General features: G+C 46.7%; 14 protein-coding genes. 1 reads left to right on the top strand and 13 read right to left on the bottom strand.

What is annotated here, in order from left to right; translation table 11 throughout:
* Positions 1 to 16: 16 nt before the first annotated feature.
* Positions 17 to 478 (bottom strand): DUF2752 domain-containing protein, encoded by a 462-nt coding sequence (locus tag PHG53_08390; protein MDD5381636.1) that lies wholly within the window; start codon positions 476 to 478, stop codon positions 17 to 19.
* Between the two features lie 54 nt (positions 479 to 532).
* On the opposite strand from PHG53_08390, the gene PHG53_08385 reads away from it, so the two are divergent.
* Entirely contained in the window at positions 533 to 1,354 is an 822-nt protein-coding gene (locus PHG53_08385; protein ID MDD5381635.1) for an inositol monophosphatase, read from the top strand.
* 18 nt (positions 1,355 to 1,372) lie between these two features.
* Here PHG53_08385 and PHG53_08380 read toward each other — a convergent pair whose 3' ends face one another.
* The 12 genes from PHG53_08380 to PHG53_08325 form a co-directional block, all read right to left on the bottom strand.
* On the bottom strand, positions 1,373 to 3,904 hold the full coding sequence (locus PHG53_08380; protein ID MDD5381634.1) for a hypothetical protein: 2,532 nt from the start codon (positions 3,902 to 3,904) through the stop codon (positions 1,373 to 1,375).
* Positions 3,905 to 3,944: 40 nt separating this feature from the next.
* Positions 3,945 to 4,844: a prepilin-type N-terminal cleavage/methylation domain-containing protein gene (locus PHG53_08375; protein ID MDD5381633.1), complete on the bottom strand. Its 900-nt coding sequence runs from the start codon at positions 4,842 to 4,844 to the stop codon at positions 3,945 to 3,947.
* A gap of 47 nt (positions 4,845 to 4,891) precedes the next feature.
* The gene (locus tag PHG53_08370; GenBank protein MDD5381632.1) at positions 4,892 to 5,677 is read right to left on the bottom strand and encodes a prepilin-type N-terminal cleavage/methylation domain-containing protein; all 786 of its coding nucleotides are present in this window, start codon (positions 5,675 to 5,677) and stop codon (positions 4,892 to 4,894) included.
* Positions 5,678 to 5,703: 26 nt separating this feature from the next.
* A complete protein-coding gene (locus PHG53_08365) occupies positions 5,704 to 6,054 on the bottom strand; it encodes a four helix bundle protein (protein ID MDD5381631.1) in 351 nt (116 codons plus the stop codon).
* 52 nt (positions 6,055 to 6,106) lie between these two features.
* Positions 6,107 to 6,868, bottom strand: coding sequence for a hypothetical protein (locus PHG53_08360; protein MDD5381630.1), 762 nt, complete (start codon positions 6,866 to 6,868; stop codon positions 6,107 to 6,109).
* Between the two features lie 28 nt (positions 6,869 to 6,896).
* Positions 6,897 to 7,559, bottom strand: a complete 663-nt coding sequence (locus PHG53_08355; GenBank protein MDD5381629.1) for a type II secretion system protein — start codon at positions 7,557 to 7,559, stop codon at positions 6,897 to 6,899.
* 25 nt (positions 7,560 to 7,584) lie between these two features.
* Positions 7,585 to 8,451 (bottom strand): type II secretion system protein, encoded by an 867-nt coding sequence (locus tag PHG53_08350; GenBank protein ID MDD5381628.1) that lies wholly within the window; start codon positions 8,449 to 8,451, stop codon positions 7,585 to 7,587.
* Between the two features lie 42 nt (positions 8,452 to 8,493).
* On the bottom strand, positions 8,494 to 9,411 hold the full coding sequence (locus tag PHG53_08345; GenBank protein MDD5381627.1) for a hypothetical protein: 918 nt from the start codon (positions 9,409 to 9,411) through the stop codon (positions 8,494 to 8,496).
* A 58-nt stretch (positions 9,412 to 9,469) separates the two neighbouring features.
* Positions 9,470 to 10,729 (bottom strand): type II secretion system F family protein, encoded by a 1,260-nt coding sequence (locus tag PHG53_08340; protein MDD5381626.1) that lies wholly within the window; start codon positions 10,727 to 10,729, stop codon positions 9,470 to 9,472.
* Between the two features lie 60 nt (positions 10,730 to 10,789).
* Positions 10,790 to 12,556, bottom strand: coding sequence for an ATPase, T2SS/T4P/T4SS family (locus PHG53_08335; GenBank protein MDD5381625.1), 1,767 nt, complete (start codon positions 12,554 to 12,556; stop codon positions 10,790 to 10,792).
* A 241-nt stretch (positions 12,557 to 12,797) separates the two neighbouring features.
* The gene (locus PHG53_08330; protein ID MDD5381624.1) at positions 12,798 to 13,931 is read right to left on the bottom strand and encodes a type IV pilus twitching motility protein PilT; all 1,134 of its coding nucleotides are present in this window, start codon (positions 13,929 to 13,931) and stop codon (positions 12,798 to 12,800) included.
* 27 nt (positions 13,932 to 13,958) lie between these two features.
* On the bottom strand, positions 13,959 to 15,698 hold the full coding sequence (locus PHG53_08325; GenBank protein MDD5381623.1) for an ATPase, T2SS/T4P/T4SS family: 1,740 nt from the start codon (positions 15,696 to 15,698) through the stop codon (positions 13,959 to 13,961).
* Between the last annotated feature and the right edge of the window lie 9 nt (positions 15,699 to 15,707).

Genomic DNA, 15,707 nt, shown 5'->3' with positions numbered 1-15,707 from the left:
AATTCCTTTCTTTTACTCATCCCTGACTGTTTGCCGCCAGTGCCCGAGCTAATGTTACCGCCCAGCCGACAGCGACAATAATTATCAGGGCTAAAACTGCGTATTTTATTTTAGTCTTATCGAAAAAACGATTAAGAAAACTGAAGTATATTCCAGAAACAGCTATAAACAAAGCCAAAAACGCTGAAATTGTCAGTACACAGCATAAAAACGCGGCGGCCGGCTGGATGTAAAACGACTCCAGAATTCTGCCCTGAGCGAAGGCCTTTACCGAAGTGGTTACCCCACAAGTCGGACATGGCAGGTTATATCTTTGCTGGAAACCGCAGGGATAAGGCCACAGCGAAATTTTGTAGTGCCCCGTCAACGCAAACAGGCCAAAAAAAGCAACCAGCGCCAAGAAAATAAATCCGGCGCCGAGGCGCTGGTGAGACAATGCACGGTAAAAGATTTTCGGTTTACTTATCTGTTGGCTCACCTGCATAATTGCGTTAGAATAGGCAATATTGTAATTTTGTCAAGGCAGAACCATATGGTATTAGAACAGAGAGATTTAAGCAGGATGCTGGAAACCGGTGTTGCAGCAGCGCGCCTGGCTGGGCAGCGGGCGATGGAAGAACTCAGCTCTATCAAAGTTTCGATAAAAAACAACAGCGAATTGGTAACCCAGGCTGACGCTCAATGCCAGCAGATAATCATCGATAAGATTAAGGAAAGTTACCCGAACCACGGCTTTATCGCTGAAGAAGGCGACACAGGCAGGATATTCAAGCAGCCGCCGCGAGGGACAGATTCTTTCTGGTGGGTCATCGACCCGATAGACGGAACCAATAATTACGCCCACCAAATGCTTCTGTTTACCGTCAGCATTGCAGTAATGCACAAAGGCGAGTCGGTTGCGGGTGCGATTTTTGAGCCGGCGACAAATTCGATGTTCACGGCAGTTAAAGGCGGCCAGGCGCAGATGAACGGTAAGCAAATAAACGCCGGCGAAGAGGAAATGAATGTCTATTCGAGCGTCGGGCTGGACAGTCATTTTGATGACGGCGTGCCGGACTGGGCATGCAAAATTATGCAGAAAACGAGATTTCGCAACATCGGCACAACGGCCCTGCAGCTTGCTTACGTCGCAAAAGGAGGGCTCGTCGCTACAATTGCCCAGTACCAAAAGTTGTGGGACATAGCAGCCGGGATTCTGATTGCCGAAGTCGCGGGGGCTGCTGTGAGCGACTGGCAGGGTGGAAAAATCTTTCCCGTTGATTTAGACGGCTACGAGGGTCAGAAATTCTACACGATAGCAGCGAACAAAAAAGTACACGCTGAATTGCTGCAGCTTCTAAAATCAAAAGTTTAGCATCATCTTCATAAGAACCTATCTCGGGTCGGGGACAGGGTGAATGGCAATAACCCTGACTTTGCCGCTGCCGGGATAGACATTACTTCTGTCGAGTATGGCCATAACCCTCTTTTGCGGGCCGTCGCGGCCGATGCGAACGAGGATATAGGCAGTGAAAACATCACTGCGGACAGTAACGAGATTGCTAATCCGCGAGAAAATCACATCGCGCTCCTCGAAATCGTAAGGGGCACCATCGCCCAAACTTGGAGCAGGCGTTGTTAAATCCGGGAAACCGGGCAAATCGATGTTTCTTTCGGCACCCAGAATGTAGTAATTCATACTGTAATTATCCGGGCCGGCAACAACCCTATTTAACTCACCGATACCCCTAAAGCCCGGTTCTCCAGAACGGCCGCTATAATCAGGCCCGCCGGAAGACAAAAGATTATCTTGGTCCCTGTATGCGACGATTGCCCGTGCGAGATTGGCGTCGTCGTTGCCGCTACTTTTCTGCGAAACCCAGGGCAATTGCGCCAAAACATACCACGGTGCGGTATTGATATTGATTCGACCTTTAACCCTTGTTTCGTTTGGGTCGTTCCAGGAGTAAACCGCAGGGTCTAAGACGGTAAAATATTTAAAAAGCTTCTGGAAATTAGGGTCAGCTAAATCAACTCTCGCAGTGGCTTCGGTATCGTTTGAGTTCATCGCATACGGGACATACTGATCCGGATAGGCCCTTTTGCGGAGAATCATTCCGATCTCGCCTATGTTTGTAAAAGGTTTGTTTTCGGGATGCGCCTGAATCATATTCGAGTCACTGCTCGAATAACTATTGTAGCTGCCCAACGTCGGAGTACACACATCAGCGGCACCTGCCCACAAACGCCTTATACACTTGTGCCGGTCAATATCCCTCTGGATACTGCGGGGATTACCAGAATAATCCAACCAGCCGCCACAGGGGTCAGGGACCACCTTCGAATCAACTTTAATATGGCCGCCGCCGGGAAGGGGCCGCTGCAGCTCTATTTCGTCGCCTGCGGCAAAACTAAATGAGTAAGGCTGCACGGTAGTTCCCGTATTAACATCAAGCGGCACACAAGGGTCCTCATTTAGTATGACATAATACTGCTCGCCTGCCGTCCAATTATTTATCTGGATCTTACCGCCGCCGCTCACAAGCTGCCAACCGCAGGGGTCGCTATCCCCCGCATAGGGCTTGTAAAGCTCAATCGCATAAGACGTATAAACAATAGTGGGGTCAACCGAATCCTGTTTAAATTTGTGGGCCAGCTCGGAGATATAAATACACGGCTGCTCAAAGCCGTAATAGGACTCGTCGTCATCCGGATTGTAATAAACGGTAATATCGTTCGAATCGCTATCGCGAAAATCAATCAGATTGACTGCTATCTGTGCGGATACACTATTAACATCCGGATAATTAGCATCACTAAGAATTCTGCGAATGCTTTCGCATAAAGTATTAACATCAGCAGTATTTATATTAGTCATCTTGTTACAATCGGGGGTGATAATCCGGTCCATATTGTAAATAGTGCCGATGTGCCGATAGGAATACGCCGTTGGCACCAACGAATCATAATGTACCTCTTCAAGCCAATCACTGTAATTACCCGCTGTTACTGTAACTGGGGTGCTCAAATAACCTGCGCCTTTAAATGCATCGGCCCAGAAGTTTTCAAGGCGGCAGTCGACACCGGTCCGGTTCAGGGTAAATCTGTTTCTTATCTCCAGCTCGTCGGAGATATCAAACGGCGCGTAATTGCCGTCTGGTTCATTATAACGCCAGACAACATCTCTGATGTAATCGTCCAAATTGTGAGGAAGGGGCTCGTCACCAAATCTTGCATCATCAAGCTGACCTATGGTATTTGAAAGACTTCTTTGTGCCAAAGTAAAGAGGTCAATTTGTGTCTGACTTGAGCCGTCAATCCGATTAGAGCTCCCTGCATTCGGGTCGAATTCATAAGCGGTGTTGACATTCAGCATTGCGCCGTTGTCAACGATTCTGACAGCCGCGTAAATGGATTTACCTTTGCTGGAGGTTATATCATCAAGCTTGACCCATTTTGAGTCGGCCACGCCGTCACCATCGGCATCGGCACTAACATCTTCAGCAATACTTGACTGGTAATCAGGAACGATTCCAGCCGGCAAATCATTTGCATCCAGCCTATTATAGATATCACTTATCCGCCGCCAGTAATAATTTGTGCCGGACTTGTACGGTTCGAGACTTGCCAGCCATGCATTACTGTTGGCATCGGGATAGTCATAGTATTCCTGCCCCGCCACGCCCGGGACATCTAAAACCAACTCCTGCGATATTTTCGCAACAACTGCTTCGGCAACAGAATCAAGGTCCTTGTTTTGCGATATTGCCGATGTCGACATTTTGTCCACCCGCGCAATCATAACGAACATCATGCCGATGATGGCCAGCAGGCTGGTCAAAATCACAGCGATGATAAGGGCCGAGGCAAGCCTTGTTCGTGGTTCGTGGTTCGTGGTTCGTAGTTTGAATCCTGTTTTTATCATGCTTTATTCCCTATGCTATAATCTAAAAACCATGAACTTCTTAATTTCCTACATAGACGATATGGGTAAATTTCCTGCCTTCTTTTATAATCGCCTTGGAATCGTATAACGTAAAGGTAAACTTAAAGGCTATTGGAATTAATGCTTCCCCAGCCCAGCCGGCGATAACATCGCTATTGTTCGGCCGCCAGTCATTAAAATTTTTAGAAAGGTCCGGAGGCGACTCAGTCCCAACATATTGTATCGTGAAATCGTCCACTCCTTTAGCCATATAGTTTACTACATCATCCGGGTTATTAGGGTCCAAATTCTTGTCGTCCGTCAGGGTATTAGCATCAAAATCTGCAATTAAATCAGCCAAAGACTGTGCATTACAATATTCACCCAAATCATTTATATCTAACGGAACCCAGTTTGGATCCGGGATTATTATTGTTTGTCTTCTCATCAATATCTTTTTTTTGGGGTCAGGTTTCTCCTCCAGACTATACGTGGGTACGTTTGCAAGAGCGTAAAATATACACGCGACATTACCTATTACAGTTTTGTCTGAAGTTGAACCGGCGTAAGCATATTGACGGGTAGATTGAAAATCCCCGGTTGCAAAAAACACGATACTATCTGACCTCACACCTTTAATATTAGCCATATCAGCAGCGGTATAAGTAAATTTATTATCAATGTAGGATATGCTGTTTGGGTCGAGATAACCAACGGGATAAACAAAATGTATCATTCCTCCCGGGGGTGATATTGCGCCCCTGAAGTCGGCGTTAAGCTGGTCGGTGATGGCACGCAGTTTCTGCATAATTTCCGCATTTGCGCCGGCGATGCGGTAGGATTCTATGCCGACCCTGAAAATCATGCCTGCAAAGACAAACACTACCGCCAGGAGCGCAACAGCGACTACAACCTCAATTAGAGTAAAAGCCTTTTTCATCTTTTTGCCACCAAGACACGAAGACACCATGATTTTATTTTTTAAGTTCAAAAAATTATTAATTTCTGATACACCGTTATGCAGGGGCGTCTGCCGCCTCCGACCGGCGGCGGGACCACCCAAACAAATCCAGCTCCAGACGTCCCATCCCAATTCATGTCAAGCAGAATTGTGTCGTCATCGGGCGGTTTATAACGCTCGAGGACGCGATAAATCCGGCCGGTCGCGTCATCGACTACCGTATAGCCGTCGTTGATAAATGTTTCATAGCCGGAGTCGATTGTCAGCTCGTTACCGCCGGCAGTCCCCGTTACACCGACCATGACCGGCCTCGGCCAATCGATATAGATCATGCTGTTGAGCGGATCGCTCGGGTCCGGATACTTCAGGTTCCCGCCTGTCTTCCTGCTCACAAAGACTATTACCTGCACGAGCTGATTAGGGTCAGGCGCTACCCGCCTACACAAAGCCGACCAGCAGTACTGGTTCGGTTCGTTCGTATCGACCGAAGGATATTGAAATTCGTCAGCCGTAATTCCTGATGTTGCATGAAATATGGTGGAATCATTGAAGTCCGTTAGCGAGTTTGTTGGCAATGTGGTGATGTCAACATTATCAGTTGCATCGAGAAGGTCGCCTACGGCGTATATTCTTATTTTTGCAAAGGCCTCGTCAGCAGCCACCGCAGCAATGGTCCTTTCAGTGGCGATTGTCGTTAAATAAATACCCGCTGGAAAAACGCCGGCCACAAAAACCATTCCGACAGCCAGTATCCCCACTGCTATCAGCACCTCAGTAAGAGAAAAACCGGAATTACTTAGTTTGTAGTTCATAGTTCGTAGTTCGTAGTTCGTAGCCTTTAAGACAATTTACGCTTTAAACCACTTAACATTTTTGATATCTCAACCAGGTCTTTTTCTAACTCCTCAAATTTCAACTGGTTCATATAATTCTGCCTCACAGAGAGTTTTAATATAGCAACACATTCAAAAATTGAACCTCTTGCCATATCGATAAACCTGCCAAAATCCTTTTTGGTCCGGGCAGAACCTTCGGCAATATTCAAAGAAATCGAAACAGCAGCCCTTCGCAACTGACTCGTCAAGCCAAACATCTCATCGCGAGGGTAGTCTTTAGTTAACGAATAAATCTTGTCAACAAAATCCAGAGTTTTTTGATAAACCACCAATTCTTCAAATCTAAAACTCATTGTATTCCCAACCTTTATTTATGAACTACAAACCACGAACTAACAACTAATTTTATTTTTCTATCATCGTTCCTGTGTATGGGTTTATGTAAATCTCCTGCGAAGCCAAATCATCCAGATAATCAGTGTATCTGCTGCTCAAATCCAGCTTTTCAAATGCGGCCCTGTCATAAATGATAAAACTATTCCGGCTCTGTTCCGTTTCCCCGTTTTCATCCTGTACAAACATTCCGATACCATTTCGAACGTTAGATTCTGTATTAAAGATATCATCTTTGCTGCCGTTACCGGTGTCTCCATCCCTATTCCTGACCCAAAGGTTGTGTGTCACCAGTTTACCGGATGGTGAAAAAAGAACTGAAAATGTAGTCGTATCATTAACCTCTGCAGGCGTATCTATTTGAAGGTCGGAACTGATTTCCGTATCGTTAACCATTAAATCCATCACACCGACCGAATCAGGCAGCTTAATCGGCTTATAATCCTCGACTGCCCGGCAGCCGAGATTGCCTTGCATACTGTCACGAGGAAGATTGGAGTCATAAACGATGAAAATCATATACTGACAGCCGGAGCCGTCTTCCTGATAAATATTTTGGAACCTGACGCCGGCGTAGTGCTGCTCTTTAGCGGCGATGGCACGGCCTGAAGCCAGGGCCGCGCTTATCATAGCCCTTGCGCTGCCGCCGGACTCGACCGACCTGGTAAACGCGCGGATGGCAGGCAGGCCGAAAACGACAAGTATCGCTATGATTGCAACGACAACCACCTCCTCCATCAGCGAAAGACCGGATTGTCTGTGTTTTGTCTTCATCTTTATGCCGCTAAAGGCCTAAAACGGCCTACTCACTTTCTATATCATCATCAGTGCCGAAAGTTTTGTCCGCCCCGGCCGAGGTAACTATAGGGAAAGTCTTCGGTCCTGGTCCCAGTGGAACACGCCTTGGCTCGCTTGTGGTATTTTCCAGGGTATTATCGTAGTAGCTATACCGCAGGGACTCACCCCAGGGGTCGATTACTCTAAACAGCTCATATACTTTGGCGCCTGGGCCGGAGCCGACGGTAATTTCTATAGGGTCTCCGTCGATATCCAGATTAGTTACCAGTTTCGTGTCGATTTTATCCAGTATCGTTCTGCTTTCGGGGACCTTGCTCAGAAAGAAATACATCACCTCGCTTCCCGAATAGTTGGCATCGTGCGTACCTGGGCCGCCAATTGTCCATCCTAACTCTGTTGCGAAGTCGCTCGTATCGAAATTATTGCAGTCCGGCGGGTACTTAAGCCCAGCGAAACTTGGGTAGTCTGTGTAGCTATACTCGTAATCGCCAAATTCCCCCAAAGCGGCATCAAGCAGCGCCAAAGTATTTTTTGTAAGCTGTTCCTTACCCTGAGTGTCGATGCGGGCGGCGATACCGATTACCATTGAGATTAATATCGCAATTACCGCCACGACAACCAGTATCTCGACAAGCGTAACGCCGGTTTTGTTTCGTCTTCTTTTCATTGTCAAATACAACCAATCGCATCGTTTATTCGGGGGGGAAATTAGGGTCAAAATTACAAATATCATCTCTCGTCCCATACAGGCCGTCTGACCCTGCTGAAATCAGCAGGTACGATTCAGGCCTGAAGGGCCAAACTGCCGTTGTTACCTTCGGGTCTCTGATATAATCATAGAAAAATTGAGTGTCATAAAGTGGACTCGCTGGAATAAAATCATAAATAAAAGAGCGATTGTCTAAGTAATTGTATATTAGCTCTGTGCGCAGTATAGGACTAGTATAGTCTATTGTTTTACTGGAGGTATTCGCCTTGTAATAAAGGATTGGGGCCCCTGCCATAACAGTCTTTCCGCCGACTTTTACCGGCTTTTTGCCGAATACATCACAAATCACAAAAGCATCTGAATTATAATTTGAAGAAATACCAGTAAATAGATTATTCAGACGAAACGCGTTAGCGGTTGCAAGCTCCAGATAAGGCCCTCTCCTGTTATTTTTCAAATCATCCTCAGTCGGTGGCTGCGGATATGCAGTTCCTACTGAATCCCAGCTTGACTTTGGGTTGCTAAAATGAAACCCCAACAGGTCCCAGCCCACAAGGGCTTCGGCAAGAGTCTGAGCTCCGGGGTAATAATAGTCTATACTACTACCAAATGTGCCGTGTGACGGCGGATAATCGCCGTAATCATGCTTAAACGCCGTCAGAGCCATCTCGATGGTGGCAATCTGGGCCTTCTGCTGTGTTTCTTTTGCCATGTCACGCACCATAGTCAGAGCAGGAATAAGCAGCGCAACCAATATGGCAATTATCCCCAGAACCGATAATAACTCCACCAGCGTAAAAGCCACGCTTCGGCAGACTCCGTTCCGATGAGCTGATTTTTTATCTTTCACAGCTATTACCTCCTTACTTCTTCTCAGTCCTCTACGCGCCCATTACTGGCCGGGTGCCTTGTCAAAATTAAATATGTCGTCATCTGTGCCATATAGACCGTCAAAACCCGCCGAAAGCAGGATATAAGAATCCGGCCTGTACGGCCAGCCGTCCGGCAAGCTAACCCTGCTATCCCTTGTCATTTCATAAAATACTTCGGGAGTCTGCGTAGAAGCCATGGGATGTGGAGTTGTACTCCCCGGCAACCCCAGCAGGACTAAATCATCGTTGTCCAGATAATTGTAAATATAGCCATTATCACCGGCAGTTGTTGGGAGATAGGCGGCATTGGGGTCATGTTTGGTATTTGCTTTATTGGCCTTATAGTAAAGTACGGGCATACCTACTCCTTTTCCAGTTGTCCTGTTTCTAACGCGGTTATACACGTCGCACAGAACAAACAAATCCGGATCAAGATTCGACCCTGTATTTGCATACAAATCGCTTAACCTATAGGCACTAACTTTTTCAGTTTCTAAATACGGCCCTTTTCTGAGCTTCAAATTCGCCTCTTCGGTAGGATAAAGTGGATCACCTACCGGATTATTATTGTATAATTTATTGGTTCCATCCGTACAAGCAGCCAGGAATTGTGAATCCGGGTGAAAGCCTGCCAGGTCCTGGCCCATCATGGCTTCACAAAGCTTTTGTGCTCCACAGTAGTACAGAGGCGTCGCCGCTGTGTCCAAGGCGTCCGAAGGCGGATAGCCGCCCCACCCGCTGTTGGCACTGAAAAGCTCCATCGCAGCGCCGATGCTGTGGAACTGTGCCCTTTGCCTTACTTCTTTTGCGTACCGTTTGGCCATATTCAAAGACGGCAAAAGCAGACCGATGAGAATCACGATAATACTCATAACGGTCAGCAACTCGATAATGGTAAACGCTGTTTTTTTGTCAGATTGTTTGGTAATCGGTTTCATTTTATTCTCCTCATTATTCAATTAAATAAATGCTTGACCTGTTAATTTAGTCCAGCTTTTAGCTGGAGCCTCCGGATAAACTTTGGATAACTGATATCATCGGCATAAATATCGACAAGACGATGGTCATAACGATAGAGCCGAGCACAATAATCATAATCGGCTCAAGCAGTGACATCAGTGAACCGACCATCACGTCAACCTGCTCATCGAAGTTGTCGGCTACTTTCAGAAGCATCTTATCCAGGTCGCCTGTTTCCTCGCCTACGGAAACCATGCTGGATACGATTAGGTCAACGGTTTTGGATTGTTTTAGCGGGCTGGCGAAGGTATCGCCCTGCCTGATTGAGTTGTGAACCTTGCCAAGCATGCTGGCATAGACCTCATTTCCAGCCGTCTCCCGCGAAGTGTTAATAGCATCCAGAATCGGCACACCGGCACCAATCAATGTCCCTAACGTTCTTGTCCACCGTGTAACGGCCACGTAACCGCTAAGTTTGCCCACCACCGGCAGTTTCAGGTTGACAGTATCCAGAACGTATCTGCCGGCACGAACTGTTCTTACAGCTTTGAGTATAAAAACTATTCCGAACGGCACTCCTAACAGAATAGCCCAGCCATAGTGATATGCTATCCAGTTGCTCATTCCGAACACCATTTGCGTCAACGCCGGCAACTTTCCACCCTCTGTCATTTCACCCAGCACTTCGGTAAACGTGGGTATCACTTTCCACATCAACATTAAAAGAATACCGAATGCCGCGCTCAAAACCACAAGCGGATAAACCATGGCGCTTTTAACCCGGGATTTAAGCTTCTGGGCTTTCTCCATAAAATCAGCAATACGTGCCAAAATAAGGTCGAGCACGCCGCCGGTCTCTCCGGCTGCCACCATGTTCACAAACAACCGGTCAAAACACCGTGGAAATCTGCTCATAGCTTCCGAGAGTGTTGAGCCGCCTTCGATGTCATCTGCCACATAACCAATGACTCTCTTGAATGTTCCTGCTTTTTGCTGCTCCTGCAGAATACGCAGTGACCTCAAAATGGGCAGTCCTGCGTCCTGCAGCGTAGAAAGCTGTCTCGCAAACTGGGTTACAAGTTTGACTTTAACCTTTCCACCGGCGCCACGCCTCGGTTTCTGCTTTGCGGCGGCTTTTTCCGGAGCTTTTTTCCCGGCCCCATGTTCACGGACCTTCGTGGGGAAATAGCCCATATTTCGTATTTTGCTTATCGCCTCTTTCTGACTCAGGGCTTCTATTTCATCCTTGACTCCTACACCCTGAGAATCCAACGCTTCGTATTGAAAAATAGGCATTCTAATCACCTCCTTCGGATCGATGATTTACTATGAAATATTCCATAGCCACTGGTCTTCTTATGCCTCCTCTGAAATTGTTTCTTTTACTATCTCTTCTATAGTAGTAATGCCGTCATAAATAGCTGCCAAACCATTCTCCCGCAATAGCTTCATGCCGGCCTTTTGCCCTGCTGCACGCAGGAGACTTGTCGAAGCCTGATTCATAACTAACTCACGTATCTCATCGGTGAATACCATAATCTCGTAAATACCCGTTCGCCCTCTGTAACCGGTATTATTGCATTTGCTGCAGCCTCTGCCGTAATGGAAACTCTTGCCTTTGACATCTGCCGGTGAAAGCCCTAATTCCAGCAGTTGAGTCTCTGTTGGCTCGAATGGTGTTTTACATTTCTCACATATCTTTCTGACCAATCGCTGAGCAACGACACCTTCGAGCGTAGCAGTAATAAGAAATGTTTCGACACCCAAATCTAAAAGTCGGGCTATTGAGCTTGGGGCGTCGTTTGTGTGCAGCGTGGTAAACACTATATGGCCCGTCAGAGACGACTGGGCCGCGATTTCTGCCGTTTCAAGGTCACGAATTTCACCGACCATTATAACGTCGGGGTCCTGACGCAAAATCGAACGCAGGCACTTTGCAAATGTCAGTCCGATGTCCGGCTTCATTTGAACCTGAATAACACCGTCAAGGTCGTATTCTACGGGGTCTTCAGTGGTGATAACTTTAGTCTCAATGTCATTAAGTTCGGTCAAGGCCGAGTAAAGAGTAGTAGTTTTGCCGCTTCCGGTGGGACCCGTCACAATTATAATACCATTAGGCTTGTGAATAAGCTGACGGAATAAATCAAGGTCGTATGGTCTCAGCCCCAGTTTTTCCAAATCCAGGCTTAGCTGACTTCTATCGAGGACACGCAGCACCACACTTTCTCCGAACATTGTGGGCAAAACACTAACCCGCAAATCAACCGGCTTACCCTGGACGGTCAGCGATATTCGGCCGTCCTGCGGCAACCGTCTCTCTGCAATATCCAGGCTCGCCATAACTTTTATACGCGAGCTAAGCGCCGCGGCGATGTGCTTAGGCGGAGGAACCATCTCGTAAAGCACGCCGTCTATGCGATAACGCATCTTGTATTCATTTTCAAACGGCTCAAAATGAATATCCGAGGACTTGTCACGAATTGCCTGCATCAAAACAAGGTTCAGCAGCTTCTTGACGGGATTCGATTCTGACAGCTCCTTTAATTCATCAAGGTCTATACTCGCGTTCCTGCCTTCGAACTCTGCAAGGAAACCGTCCGCCTGGATTTCACCTATCAGTTCATTGATGTTTTCTTCCTGCTCTTCTTTGTAATATTTAGCTAACGCAGCTTCAAGCGCATCAGAGTCAGTTATCTTCGCGGTAACTCTAAAACCCATTAAGGTGCTCAAGTCATCGGTCGCCTTGAAATTATCGGCGCTGTCAAGAACAACACATAGCTCTTTCTTCGCCTTATCATATTCGATGGGTATGATGTGATATGTCTTTGCCATCTGCATCGGCACCTTCTCGATTACATCAGCGGGAATATCAATATCGCTCAGTTTTATATATTCCATCCCTCGCTGGGCCGCGAGAGCCATTTGCAGCTGATTTTCATCTACCAAGCCAAGTTCGAGGAATATCTGGCCTATGCGAACCCCGGGCTTCTGCTTCTGGACCTTAAGGCACTCATGGACCTTTTCTCTTGTCAGGACACCCATTTTTATAAGTATCCTGCCGAGGGTTCTACCCCTTAATTGTTCTATAGGAGGAAGTGTTTTTGCAGTCTTTACCTTTTCCATCTGCCTTATACCTCTAACCAATCGGTTCCTAATCTGTATTAATTATATCACATTAAAAGCTTCTTGACAAGTAAATTACAAATTGGACATTTAGTTGTTAAGACTTACAAAAGTGCCTATTTTAACGCCAGACACCCCTCTATTTATCGAAAAAACTGCCCTTTTAATATACAAAAAAATACCAGCCGAATTCATTTCCAAGCTGGTATTTCGTCAAAATTGACTCGTTTTTTGTGGCTAGCTACGTCCGGAAAATTTCTATTTCCTCTTCGCCTTCCTTTGTCGGTCTCTTCCCCTTCACACCTTTTAGCTTGGCCATAGCCTTGTCCTGCAATGCCCCCGGTGCGCGGGCCTTATCCAGCATACTCTCCATTGTAATTTTGCCGGTTTCATATAGCTGCCAAAGATGTTCGTCGAGAAGCTGCATCCCTAATTTTTTACCCGTCTGGATGCTCGAATCAATTCGATAAGTCTTGTTTTCACGGATAAGGTTGGCAATAGCAGGAGTAACAACCATAAACTCATAAGCAGCTACTCTTCCCCTGCCGGTAGCCAAAGGACAAAGGTCCTGACTGAGAACTGCCATCAAATTGGAGCTTAACTGGGTGCGAATTTGTTCCTGCTGGTTTACCGGAAATACGTCAATAATTCTGGTAATCGTTCCCGCAGCGCTTATTGTATGCAGTGTGCTGAAAACAAGGTGGCCGGTTTCGGCAGCTCTAACGGCCGCCTCGATTGTCTCCAGGTCTCGCAGTTCACCTACCATAATAACATCCGGGTCCATTCTTAAAACGCGCCTTAGTGCTTCACTAAAACTTGGAACATCAACGCCGACCTCTCGCTGGTTGACAAGCGACTTTTTGTGCTTGTGATAATATTCTATTGGTTCCTCTATTGTTATAATATGACGGTCAAAATGTTCATTAATATAGTTTACCATGCACGCCAGGGTGGTTGTTTTACCGCTTCCCGTCGGGCCTGTAACCAGAAACATCCCTCTCGGTCTCCGGCACAAAGCAGCACAAATTTTGGGCAGGCCTATCTCTTCAAATGTCAGAATTTTTGTTGGGATAAGACGTAAGACTATCGCGATATCACCCCTTTGCCGAAAAACAGATACACGAAACCTTGCTATATCACCGTAGGCAAAACCAAAGTCAGTTCCGCCCTCTTCCTGAAGTTCCTGCTGATTCCGCTCAGGTGCGATACTTTTCATCAAAGCCACGGTATCATCAGCCTCAAGAACCTTGGTTTCCAAAGACCTCAGTGAACCATCTATCCTCAATACCGGTGCCCGGCCGGTGGTAAGGTGTATGTCCGAGCCTTTTTGCGAGACACAAGCCTGCAGTAACCGATCCATATTAACTGTTGCCATTTAAGAATCCTCAATAACCCACTTTATCTATCCCGTGATCATGTCCTCGGCCTCCGCCACACCCGCTACTTCTATCGGTGTAGTCACTCCTTTAAATATCTTCAGTCTGCCGTCTTCAGCCAGCGTCCTCATTCCGCTTGCCCGGCAGGCCTTTCTCAAATTGGTATTAGTTGCCTTTTCAAAGGCCAATTCTCTTATCTTGCTGTTTAGCTCCACCATCTCAAATACTGCCATTCGGCCTTTATAGCCGGTCTTCTGGCAGTTGCTGCAGCCGGCTCCCTTGTAAATAGGATGTTTCTTGAGATCTTCAGGTGTGATATTAACCATTCGCAAATAATGCGGGTCCGGATTTTCATCGACTACTTTGCATTTACTGCAAATGACTCTTACGAGCCGCTGCGCCATAATAGCTTGAATCGAGCTGGCTACAAGGAATGGCTTAACACCCATATCTATTAAACGCGTAATTGCACCGGGGGCATCATTGGTATGCAAAGTACTGAAAACCAGGTGTCCTGTAAGTGCTGCTTGAATCGCGACATCCGCAACGATACCGTCTCGAATTTCACCGACAAGTATGATATTAGGAGCTTGTCGCAGCATTGCCCTTAGGATTTTATCGAACGTAAGCTCGATTTCTTCTTTGACCTGGCACTGATTCATCCCTGTAAAGTTGTATTCCACGGGGTCTTCAGCGGTAATAATCTTCTTGTCCGGCCTGTTAAGTTCCTGCAGAGCTGCATACAGAGTTGTGGTTTTTCCGCTGCCGGTAGGACCTGTCACCAGAAAGATACCATTGGGCCTTTTGATTATTCTCAAAAATCGCTCGTAATCGTCCTGTTCAAAACCGAGTGACTGAATACCGATATTAACTGAATCACGGCGCAAAATACGCAATACCACGCTTTCTCCGTGGTTGCCTGGCAGAGCAGAGACACGAAAGTCAACATCGCTGTCTCCAATCATGCGTTTAATACGACCATCCTGCGGCAATCTTCTTTCGGCAATATCCATACCAGACAGGATTTTGAAGCGGGCAAGCAGTTGTGGCTGCATATTTTTGGGAATGTTATCTTTTTCCAGACAGACGCCGTCGACACGATATCTTATACGTACCCTGTCGGACATCGGCTCAATATGAATATCGCTCGCACGCATATGATAGGCATTATCTATTATCAAGTTTACCAGTTTAACAATTGGGCCATCATCGCTGCCACCTGCTGCCTCGGCTTTAAGGGCTTCTGCCTGCAGCTCTCGGCTGGCCTCTGCAAGCTCGGCGGCTGTTGCGTCGATGCTGTGTCTCAACTTATCGTCTTCTTCGCTTTTTGTTTCTTCTACTACTGAATCACTAAGATAAGATTTGATTTTTGAAGGGTTTGCAAGGCAGTAGTCCAGTTCGGCATTAAGACGAAACCGAAGCGTATCCATCGCATCTAAGTTTAACGGGTCGCCGATAATCAGTTTCAACCTGCCGTTATTCATACTAAGAGGCAGGACATTGTGCCTTCTCATAAGATCTTCCGGCACAAGTTTAATTACTTCGGGTGGAATGGTGACTTTATCCAGGTTTATGTATTCCAGCCCAAATTGCTTGGCGATCGCCTTGGTAAGGGTTTCTTCATCTACAAGCTTCAATTCAAGCAATACTTGACCAAGCTTCTTATTACTGGTTTTAGAAGTCTTGATTGCATTAAGAAGCGCCTGCTTTTCAACCAGCCCCGCTTTATAGAGTATCTCACCTAAATGTCTACGTTTCTCTGCCATATATGCATC

The sequence above is a fragment of the Phycisphaerae bacterium genome, assembly GCA_028714855.1.
Lineage (GTDB): Bacteria > Planctomycetota > Phycisphaerae > Sedimentisphaerales > Anaerobacaceae > CAIYOL01.
Note: the sequence above shows the minus strand (reverse complement) of the source record. Positions and strands in the feature narration are given on the sequence as shown.

What these genes read in the sequence shown, in the direction of transcription:
- PHG53_08385 (MDD5381635.1), top strand. Translation starts at nt 533, where the DNA reads ATGGTATTAGAACAGAGAGATTTAAGCAGGATGCTGGAAACCGGTGTT.
- PHG53_08380 (MDD5381634.1), bottom strand. Translation starts at nt 3,904, where the DNA reads ATGATAAAAACAGGATTCAAACTACGAACCACGAACCACGAACCACGA.
- PHG53_08375 (MDD5381633.1), bottom strand. Translation starts at nt 4,844, where the DNA reads ATGAAAAAGGCTTTTACTCTAATTGAGGTTGTAGTCGCTGTTGCGCTC.
- PHG53_08370 (MDD5381632.1), bottom strand. Translation starts at nt 5,677, where the DNA reads ATGAACTACAAACTAAGTAATTCCGGTTTTTCTCTTACTGAGGTGCTG.
- PHG53_08365 (MDD5381631.1), bottom strand. Translation starts at nt 6,054, where the DNA reads ATGAGTTTTAGATTTGAAGAATTGGTGGTTTATCAAAAAACTCTGGAT.
- PHG53_08360 (MDD5381630.1), bottom strand. Translation starts at nt 6,868, where the DNA reads ATGAAGACAAAACACAGACAATCCGGTCTTTCGCTGATGGAGGAGGTG.
- PHG53_08355 (MDD5381629.1), bottom strand. Translation starts at nt 7,559, where the DNA reads ATGAAAAGAAGACGAAACAAAACCGGCGTTACGCTTGTCGAGATACTG.
- PHG53_08345 (MDD5381627.1), bottom strand. Translation starts at nt 9,411, where the DNA reads ATGAAACCGATTACCAAACAATCTGACAAAAAAACAGCGTTTACCATT.
- PHG53_08340 (MDD5381626.1), bottom strand. Translation starts at nt 10,729, where the DNA reads ATGCCTATTTTTCAATACGAAGCGTTGGATTCTCAGGGTGTAGGAGTC.
- PHG53_08335 (MDD5381625.1), bottom strand. Translation starts at nt 12,556, where the DNA reads ATGGAAAAGGTAAAGACTGCAAAAACACTTCCTCCTATAGAACAATTA.
- PHG53_08330 (MDD5381624.1), bottom strand. Translation starts at nt 13,931, where the DNA reads ATGGCAACAGTTAATATGGATCGGTTACTGCAGGCTTGTGTCTCGCAA.
- PHG53_08325 (MDD5381623.1), bottom strand. Translation starts at nt 15,698, where the DNA reads ATGGCAGAGAAACGTAGACATTTAGGTGAGATACTCTATAAAGCGGGG.